This is a genomic window from Aeromicrobium sp. (assembly GCF_036675695.1).
GTDB lineage: Bacteria > Actinomycetota > Actinomycetes > Propionibacteriales > Nocardioidaceae > Aeromicrobium.
On sequence record NZ_JAKFEL010000165.1, the window covers coordinates 1 to 7,900 of the forward strand.

Here is a 7,900-nt window from a genome sequence, read left to right on the forward strand (position 1 = left end):
ACCGAGGTGAACCTGGAATCCCTCGACCTGCTCGCCGTGCTCGTCCATGACGAGCATGCCCTTGAGGCCGATGTCGGCCGTCTGGATGCGTGCGCAGGAGTTGGGGCAGCCGTTGACGTTGACCGTGATCGGGGTGTCGAGCTCGGGGACGCGCTGCTCGAGCTCGTCGATCAGTGTGGCGGCACGCTGCTTGGTCTCGACGATGGCGAGCTTGCAGTATTCGATGCCGGTGCAGGCCATCGTGTTGCGGCGCCACTGCGAAGGACGAGCGTGCAGGCCGATCTCGGCGAGTGCACTGACCAGCGACTCGACCTTGTCCTCTTCGACGTCGAGCACGACGAGTTTCTGCATGGGGGTCGTACGTACGCGGTCGCTGCCGTGAGCCTCGACGATGTCGGCAACCTGGTTGAGCAGCGTTCCGGAGATGCGGCCCACCGTGGCGGCTGCGCCGACGTAGAACTTGCCGTCAGTCTGAGGGAAGACACCGACGTGGTCGGCAGGTGTCTCGGGCGCTTCGGGTGCTTCGAGGTCGATGAGCTTGCGCTCGAGGTACTCGGTCTCGAGGACCTCGCGGAACTTCTCGATGCCCCAGTCGGCGATGAGGAACTTCAGACGTGCGCGGGTGCGCAGACGGCGGTAACCGTAGTCGCGGAAGATGCTGACGACGCCCTTCCAGACCTCGGGCACCTCGTCGAGCGGCACCCACACGCCAACGCGCTGGGCGAGCATCGGGTTGGTCGACAACCCGCCACCGACCCACAGGTCGAGCCCGGGACCGTGTTCGGGGTGCACTGCACCGGTGAACGCGATGTCGTTGATCTGCGGCACGACGTCGTGGCCGGGGTGACCACTGATCGCGGACTTGAACTTGCGCGGCAGATTGGAGAACTCGCGATCGCCGATGAACTGGCTCTCGATTGCCTCGATTGCTGACGTGGCGTCGATGATCTCGTCGGCCGAGATGCCAGCGACGGGGGAGCCGAGGATGACGCGTGGGCAGTCGCCGCACGCTTCCTGGGTCGACAGTCCGACGGCTTCGAGGCGTTCCCAGATCGTCGGCACGTCGCGTACATCGATCCAGTGGTACTGGACGTTCTGGCGATCTGTGAGGTCAGCGGTGTCGCGAGCGAACTCGGTCGAGATGTCGGCGACGGTACGTAGCTGCTCGAGGTTGAGCTGGCCGCCGTCGATGCGGACTCGCATCATGAAGTACTCAGCGTCGAGCTCTTCGGGCTCGAGTGTTGCGGTCTTGCCGCCGTCGATGCCTTCCTTGCGCTGCGTGTAGAGGCCCCACCAGCGGAAACGACCGCGCAGGTCTCCACCGTCGATCGAGGAGAAGCCGCGGTGCGCGTAGATGTTCTCGATGCGAGCGCGGACGTTGAGCGGGTTGTCGTCCTTCTTGGACTGCTCGTTGGCATTCAGCGGCTCGCGGTAACCCAGCGCCCACTGGCCCTCGCCGCGCTTGGGGCGCGGTCGACGGGCAGCGGTGTCGGTACCGGGTGCTGGTGCCATGAAATTCCCTAGAACAGGGGGCAGGCGGTGATCTGGACGCTGAGGCCTAGTCGCCGCGCTGCCCAGAAGAACTGCAGAGTAAAAAGAGCAGAGGTGGGCGCGTTGTCAGCGACACATCATGTTGCGGGCACGACCGAGGTCCACGTGGATACGTCCCACGAGCCAGAGAGTCTGTGCCGAAAGCATGCGTTGAGTCTGCGGGACTGGGCACCCGTACGACAAGCATTTGTCCCATGATGTGGGACGCCTGTCCATATTCTGAAACAAGCAGGTGCTTGCCCCGTGGGGAGACGGTCAACGTGTGGGCTGAGTCACTCCTGCGGAACGAGCAGCGAAACCGCGTATGCGCCGACTGCTGACGCCGCAAGCACCACTCCGGCAGCCATCAAAGCAACGTCCCATGGGACCAGACCAGCGGTGGCCAGCCCGATGACCGCGGCCGGTTGGAACGCGGCGATCAGGCCGAGTGGGAGCACGGCCCCGCCGACAACTGCGGGCACAGCGCTGAGCGCATCATTGCCGCCACCGTCGATGCTGAGCGTCGTCCAGGCGCCGAGCAGGCCGACGAGCGTTGCGCCAACGGTCGTGACCACCAAGCCGGGCTGCGTGAAGACGAGTGTGTCGCCGAGTCGATCTTCAAGTGCGAGCGCCACGAAGCCACCGATCACGGCACCGACCGTATGCGCGGCAAGGACCGGCAGCAGCGTCCCCCAAGGGCGACGGCCGACGACAGCCAGAGTGACGGCAGATGCGGGATTGGCCAAGCCAAGCGTTCCGCGCTCCTCGGTCGAGTGGAGCTGGGCGTACCAGGTGAACAGCACCGCGACGGCGGCGACAGCCGCGACCGCGAGGGTTGCGTCGGCGGCACGCAGTGCCATGGCAGCGGTGAGTGTGAGGAGCGCTGAGAACAACGCCCCGAGGATCGGCTTGCGCATCAGGACTCCAAGTGAGGTGTGGTGCGGGCAACGATGCCTGCGAGATCGAGTCCGCGGGGGAGCGTGCCGAACGTACCGCCCCAGTCGCCCGCGAGACGGGAGGCGCAGAACGCGTCGGCAACACTCGGGTCGCCGTGCTTGATCAAGACGGCGGCCTGCAGGCACGTCGCCATGCTGGCGGCGATACGGCGTGCGCGGACTTCGACATCTGTCAGATCGGCGAGCTCGGTGAGTACACCGTCGACGGCGGTGTCGAGTCGCGCGTCCTCACCGCGTACCTCTGCCATCTCGGTGATCCAGGCGTCGAGTGACTCCGGCTCGCGACCAAGGGCACGGAGTACGTCGAGTGCGTTGACGTTGCCGCTGCCTTCCCAGATCGAGTTGAGAGGCGACTCGCGGAACATGAGCGGCATCCCGGACTCTTCGACGTAGCCGTTGCCGCCCAGACACTCGAGTGCCTCGGCGACCATCATCGGCGTGCGCTTGCAGACCCAGAACTTCTCCAGGGCGAGACCGATACGGCGCAGTGCCTGCTCGTGCGGGTCGTTCGGCTTGTCGACGGCCGATGCGAGACGGATCGCCACGAACGTCGCGGCTTCGGTCTCGACCGCGAGATCGGCGAGGACGTTCGTCATGGCGGGCTGATCGGCCAGTGTCGCGCCGAAGGCCGAACGGTGCGAGGTGTGCCACGCGGCTTCGGCGAGTGCCTTTCGCATCAGACCTGCTGAGCCGAGCACGCAGTCCATACGGGTCGCCGAGACCATCTCGATGATCGTGCGGATGCCGCGGCCCTCGTCGCCGAGGCGAGTCGCGTACGTGTCGTTGAACTCGAGCTCGCTCGACGCGTTCGAGCGGTTGCCGAGCTTGTCCTTGAGCCGCACGATCGACAGCGTGTTGCGGGTGCCGTCAGGTCGTACGCGGGGGACCACGAAGCAGGTGACGCCCTCGGGCGCCTGGGCCAGCACGAGGAACATGTCGTTCATCGGTGCCGAGGTGAACCACTTGTGGCCGGTCAGCAGGTATTCGCCGTGCGTCTCGGTCGGTCGGGCCACCGTCGTGTTGGTGCGGAGATCCGAGCCGCCCTGCTTCTCCGTCATGCCCATGCCGGCGAGGAGGCCTGCCTTCTCCTCTGGAGGGCGGATGCCGAAGTCGTACGTACGCGACGCGAGCCCGGTGATCCACTGCTTGGCGAGAGCGTCGTCGGCGCGAAGGGCAGGCACGACGGCATACGTCATTGTGATGGGACACATGTGGCCGCCTTCGGCCTGACCCCACGTGAAGAATCCGGCGGCGCGCTTGAGGTGTGCGACGGGACTGTGTGAGGTCCACGGCTCTGCGGTGAGACCGAAGCCCACGCCCTGCGTCATCAGCCAGTGCCACGACGGATGGAACTCCACCTCGTCGATGCGGTTGCCGTAGCGATCATTCGTACGAAGCTTGGGCTCGTTCTCGTTGGAAAGGTGCCAGTGCTCACGTGCCTCCGCGGAACCTGACAGCGAGCCCATCGGGGTGATCGCGTCGACGATCTCGTCGGTGTGTTGACCGCCGTAGGCGCGTACGGCATCCATCAAGGCGTTGTCGCTGGTCGCGACGTTGTAACCGACCAGTGGGGTCGCCTGGTTCTCTGGTGCACGTTGCAGGGGATCCATGTCGCTACGGTAGAGCCATGGCGGTGGAACCGGTAGACCGACCGGGCAGCGCTAGATCGTTCTTGCTGCTCGTCAGAGAGTTGTTCGCCCGTACCTTCAGCAGCTGTTTCCAGTACCGCGTCACGGGCCTCGCGGCCGAGGCTGCGTTCTTCGCGATCCTGTCGCTGCCGCCGCTCGTCTTCGGATTGGCTGGCACGATCGGCTTCATCGCCGAACGCTTTGAAGTCGCCCAGGTCGATGTCCTCAAGGAGCGCGTGCTCGAGCTGGCATCGCAGGCATTGACACCCGACACGGTCGACCAGGTCATCGCACCGACGCTCGATGACGTTCTCGGGAGCGGCCGTATCGACGTCATCTCGATCGGCTTCGTCCTTGCCCTCTGGTCGGGTTCGCGGGCGCTGAACGTCTTCATCGACACCATCACGATCCTCTACGGGCACGGCGGCAAACGCGGCATCGTCAAGACCCGTGCGCTCTCGTTCGGCCTCTACATCGTTGCGCTGATGGTCGGCATCGTCCTCGTGCCGATGGTGCTTGCCGGTCCGCAGGTCGCTGCGGACGTCATGTCGGACGGGTTCAGCTTTCTCAAGTACTTCTACTGGCCCGCCGTGTTAGTGCTGTCAATCGGCTTCATGACCACGCTCTATCACCTGGCTGTGCCCGTACGACGCAAATGGATGGTCGGGATGCCCGGCGCCGTGTTCACCCTGACGCTGTGGATCTTCGGGAGCTACTTCGTACGGTGGGCGCTCGGGTTCTCATCCGGCGGTACATCGATCTACGGTCCGCTCGCCGCGCCGATCGCCGTACTGCTGTGGTTGTACGTGTTGTCGATCGCCGTTCTGATCGGTGCCGCGATCAACGCGGCAGTCGAGCAAATGCGCCTCGAACGCGCATCGTAGGGTTCTCCGCATGAGGAAGACGGCGACCAATGTCGCGTTCGTGGTTGCCACGCTACTGATGGTCGCTGGTGCGATCATGTGGTTCAAGGACTCGATGGACGAGAAGAAGAAGCCCGAGTCCGAGGAGACCGTCCAGCCGGTCATCCTGATGTCCACCGACGGTGTCGAGGACAACATCGAGCGTCGTCTGACCGCACGTGAGGGTCGTCAAATCGTCGCCAAGTGCCCCAAGAAGGTCGATCAGGCGATCGGTACAAAGTTCGAGTGCGACGTCTTCTTCCCGTATCGCGATGATCCGATCGCCACCGCGAACGTGGAGATCGACGGTCCAAACGGGGAGTTCAGCTGGAAGTCCGAGGCGAAGGTCAAGAGCGAAGACGCGGTCTAGAGCGCTGTCTTGATGGCTTGGAAGCCGAGCACGCCGGGTACGACGATCCAGATCGCGAGCAACAGCAGCGACGCGATCACGGCGAACATCTTGGCCTGGTCCTTGGGCGGATCACCGGCGTCGCCGATCACTTCGTAGAGAGCTTTGAACGACCCGTCGAGGGCAATACGGGCTCGGCTGCGGGCGATGCCGGCGGCTTTGAGCACGCACCAGAAGAGCCCGAGACCGACGATCAGGAATCCGGCGGCGAAGCCGAAGCGTCCGAGGTCAGTCGTCAGGCTTCGGCCGATGAATGACGCTGTTCCGGAGATCGCGGCACCACCGACGAGGAACGCGGGCAGTGGCAGGCTCGACTTGTTGAGGTCTGGCGTGATCGCGTCTACCTGGATCCGCGCCGTCGCGAGAAGTTGGTAGTCGTCTGATCCGACTGGACTGTTGGCTTCCCGGAGTGCGTACAGCTGACGCAACTGCTTGACGAGTCGCTTCTGGTGGCTGCGCACGATGAACGTGATGAACAGCTGCACGATCCGTTCCGCGATCGGCTTGATGAGTCGCGGAACTTTGTTGAGAGCTGATGGTGGGCGTGATCCGTTGCGGTCGAAGACCTCGAGTGCCCGCATCGCCTGGCGGTGAGCCTCGTCGAACCGCTCGGTGTGGTGGAGCGGCTCCTTGCTGCTCAGCTCCTTGAGCATCGTGTCCTCAATGATGCCGCTACTGCCGAACGCCTCGAGCATCTGGTTCGTCTGTGACTCGTCGCCACCACCGCGAAGCAGTTGCAGGGACTCAAGCCGTTCACCGAGCTGATCGATGAGCAGGCTGTCTGGCTCGATCTCCGGAACCGCGGTGGGCTTGCCGCGCTTGAGCGGGCCCTTGGCTGGCTTCGTGGAGTCATCGATGGTCATAACCGAAGGCTAGAACTCGTGATCACACTGTGTCAGGCGAACTCGCGAGCCGGAACAAATGAACTCGTGCATCGCGTACTTTGCAGGGATGGACATCGCTGCCCTTCTCGCCGGGAGCATCCGCTTCGCCTCCGGTATCCAGTTCCTCGTCGACCCGCTGCGCGCCAACCGGATGTGGGGGGAGACGGAGCCGCCCGAGCACCCGAGCCACTTCCTGCTCCTGCACTCAATGGGCTACCGCGACGCCCTCATCGGCGGCCTGCTCGCGTCGGCAGCCTTGCGCGGCCGCGACACCCGCGGATGGTTCCTCGCTTCCGGCGGCGCTGATGCCGCCGACTTCATCGGTGGTCTCAAGCGGCATTCCGAGTTGTCGACGTCTCAGAAGGCGATCGGCATGGGCGGCGCGATCGTCGGGATCGGCGTCGGAATCTGGGGTGCGACCCGTCGCCGGCCAGCCTAGTTCAGTCCATTCTCTGGCGAGATGGACGACACAGGACGACACTTGCGAGAAGCCAAAGGAGCCCACATGACTGACAGAGATTCCATCCTTGGAGCAGGCCGGTATGTCACAGACGGCGGCCTTGAGACGGACCTGCTGTTCAATCGTGGGTTCGAGCTTCCGGAGTTTGCGGCGTTCCCACTGCTCGAGACCGACGATGGGGCCGTCGCTCTGGAGTCCTACTACGACGAGTTTGCGGAGATCGCACTCAGCGCCGATGCCGGGCTCATACTCGAGACCCCTACCTGGCGCGCTAACCCTGACTGGGCATTTCAGGTCGGCTATGACCGCGAAGCAATGGACCGAGCGAACCGCGCCGCGGTGCAACTGATGCAACGGGTCAAGGCGCGCAACGGCGTCGGATCAACCCTGATCGCCGGCGTGGTCGGACCCCGAGGGGACGGGTATGTCTCCGATGGGCGGTCGGACCACGACGAGGCAGCGGAGTACCACTCTCAGCAGATCCAGTCGTTTGCTGACGAGGGAGTGGACTTCGTTCATGCGATGACCATCACCGGCGCGGCGGAGGCGGTTGGTGTCGTGAAGGCCTGCCGCGCAGCGGGCGCACCCGTGGCCATCTCGTTCACCGTCGAGACTGACGGGCGGCTCCCGGACGGTTCGACCCTGCGCGAAGCGATCGAGCTGGTCGACATGGAAGCAGCTCCGGATTGGTACGGCGTCAATTGTGCGCACCCGACCCACATAGTCGAAGCATTCGACGGCGGAGAGTGGCAGTCGCGAATCACCGCACTGCGCCCGAATGCGTCAACCCTCACGCACGAGGAGCTGGACGCGATGGAGGTGCTGGACACGGGCGACGTGGGACTGCTGACGTCTTCGCTGGATGCCCTTCGCCCGCACCTGCCGCAGCTCGCCATAGTCGGCGGCTGCTGTGGGACGGACTCAAGTCACGTCGCCGCACTCTGGGGAATCTGAGCCGCCGCGCATCTGGAACGACAGAGCCGCACATTGAAATGTGCGGCTCGTGTAGTGGGCGATACTGGGTTTGAACCAGTGACCTCTTCCGTGTCAGGGAAGCGCGCTACCGCTGCGCCAATCGCCCGTGCTTGTTCAGTTTTGGTGAAACTTTCGAGGTGGGTACGGGATTTGAAC

8 protein-coding genes and 1 tRNA gene are annotated in these 7,900 nt (G+C 64.3%); 4 read left to right on the forward strand and 5 right to left on the reverse strand.

Annotated elements, in window-relative coordinates; translation table 11 throughout:
- The 3 genes from V6M39_RS10775 to V6M39_RS10785 all read right to left on the reverse strand — a co-directional run.
- The coding region (locus V6M39_RS10775; RefSeq protein WP_332643820.1) for a nitrite/sulfite reductase at positions 1–1,512 on the reverse strand (1,512 nt) is incomplete at its 3' end.
- Positions 1,513–1,823: 311 nt separating this feature from the next.
- A complete protein-coding gene (locus V6M39_RS10780) occupies positions 1,824–2,447 on the reverse strand; it encodes a hypothetical protein (RefSeq protein ID WP_332643821.1) in 624 nt (207 codons plus the stop codon).
- Positions 2,447–4,096, reverse strand: a complete 1,650-nt coding sequence (locus V6M39_RS10785; RefSeq protein ID WP_332643822.1) for an acyl-CoA dehydrogenase family protein — start codon at positions 4,094–4,096, stop codon at positions 2,447–2,449. The genes V6M39_RS10780 and V6M39_RS10785 overlap by 1 nt, the downstream gene beginning before the upstream one ends.
- Positions 4,097–4,113: 17 nt before the next feature.
- Between V6M39_RS10785 and V6M39_RS10790 the strand changes: the two genes are divergently transcribed.
- Both V6M39_RS10790 and V6M39_RS10795 read left to right on the forward strand, forming a co-directional pair.
- On the forward strand, positions 4,114–4,998 hold the full coding sequence (locus tag V6M39_RS10790; RefSeq protein WP_332643823.1) for a YihY/virulence factor BrkB family protein: 885 nt from the start codon (positions 4,114–4,116) through the stop codon (positions 4,996–4,998).
- Between the two features lie 10 nt (positions 4,999–5,008).
- Positions 5,009–5,386 carry a hypothetical protein gene (locus tag V6M39_RS10795; protein WP_332643824.1) on the forward strand — a complete coding sequence of 126 codons (378 nt, stop codon included), beginning with the start codon at positions 5,009–5,011 and terminating at the stop codon, positions 5,384–5,386.
- Here the strand turns inward: V6M39_RS10795 and V6M39_RS10800 are convergent.
- Complete coding sequence (locus tag V6M39_RS10800) at positions 5,383–6,288, reverse strand: hypothetical protein (protein ID WP_332643825.1); 906 nt, start codon at positions 6,286–6,288, stop codon at positions 5,383–5,385. The genes V6M39_RS10795 and V6M39_RS10800 overlap by 4 nt on opposite strands.
- Before the next feature lie 88 nt (positions 6,289–6,376).
- Here V6M39_RS10800 and V6M39_RS10805 point away from each other — a divergent pair, with 88 nt between their 5' ends.
- Positions 6,377–6,748 (forward strand): DUF4267 domain-containing protein, encoded by a 372-nt coding sequence (locus tag V6M39_RS10805; RefSeq protein ID WP_332643826.1) that lies wholly within the window; start codon positions 6,377–6,379, stop codon positions 6,746–6,748.
- A gap of 66 nt (positions 6,749–6,814) precedes the next feature.
- A complete protein-coding gene (locus tag V6M39_RS10810) occupies positions 6,815–7,723 on the forward strand; it encodes a homocysteine S-methyltransferase family protein (protein WP_332643827.1) in 909 nt (302 codons plus the stop codon).
- Between the two features lie 55 nt (positions 7,724–7,778).
- Here the strand turns inward: V6M39_RS10810 and V6M39_RS10815 are convergent.
- Positions 7,779–7,850: transfer RNA gene (locus tag V6M39_RS10815), tRNA-Val, on the reverse strand.
- Positions 7,851–7,900: the final 50 nt, after the last annotated feature.

What these genes read in the sequence shown, in the direction of transcription:
- V6M39_RS10780 (WP_332643821.1), bottom strand. Translation starts at nt 2,447, where the DNA reads ATGCGCAAGCCGATCCTCGGGGCGTTGTTCTCAGCGCTCCTCACACTC.
- V6M39_RS10785 (WP_332643822.1), bottom strand. Translation starts at nt 4,096, where the DNA reads ATGGATCCCCTGCAACGTGCACCAGAGAACCAGGCGACCCCACTGGTC.
- V6M39_RS10790 (WP_332643823.1), top strand. Translation starts at nt 4,114, where the DNA reads ATGGCGGTGGAACCGGTAGACCGACCGGGCAGCGCTAGATCGTTCTTG.
- V6M39_RS10795 (WP_332643824.1), top strand. Translation starts at nt 5,009, where the DNA reads ATGAGGAAGACGGCGACCAATGTCGCGTTCGTGGTTGCCACGCTACTG.
- V6M39_RS10800 (WP_332643825.1), bottom strand. Translation starts at nt 6,288, where the DNA reads ATGACCATCGATGACTCCACGAAGCCAGCCAAGGGCCCGCTCAAGCGC.
- V6M39_RS10805 (WP_332643826.1), top strand. Translation starts at nt 6,377, where the DNA reads ATGGACATCGCTGCCCTTCTCGCCGGGAGCATCCGCTTCGCCTCCGGT.
- V6M39_RS10810 (WP_332643827.1), top strand. Translation starts at nt 6,815, where the DNA reads ATGACTGACAGAGATTCCATCCTTGGAGCAGGCCGGTATGTCACAGAC.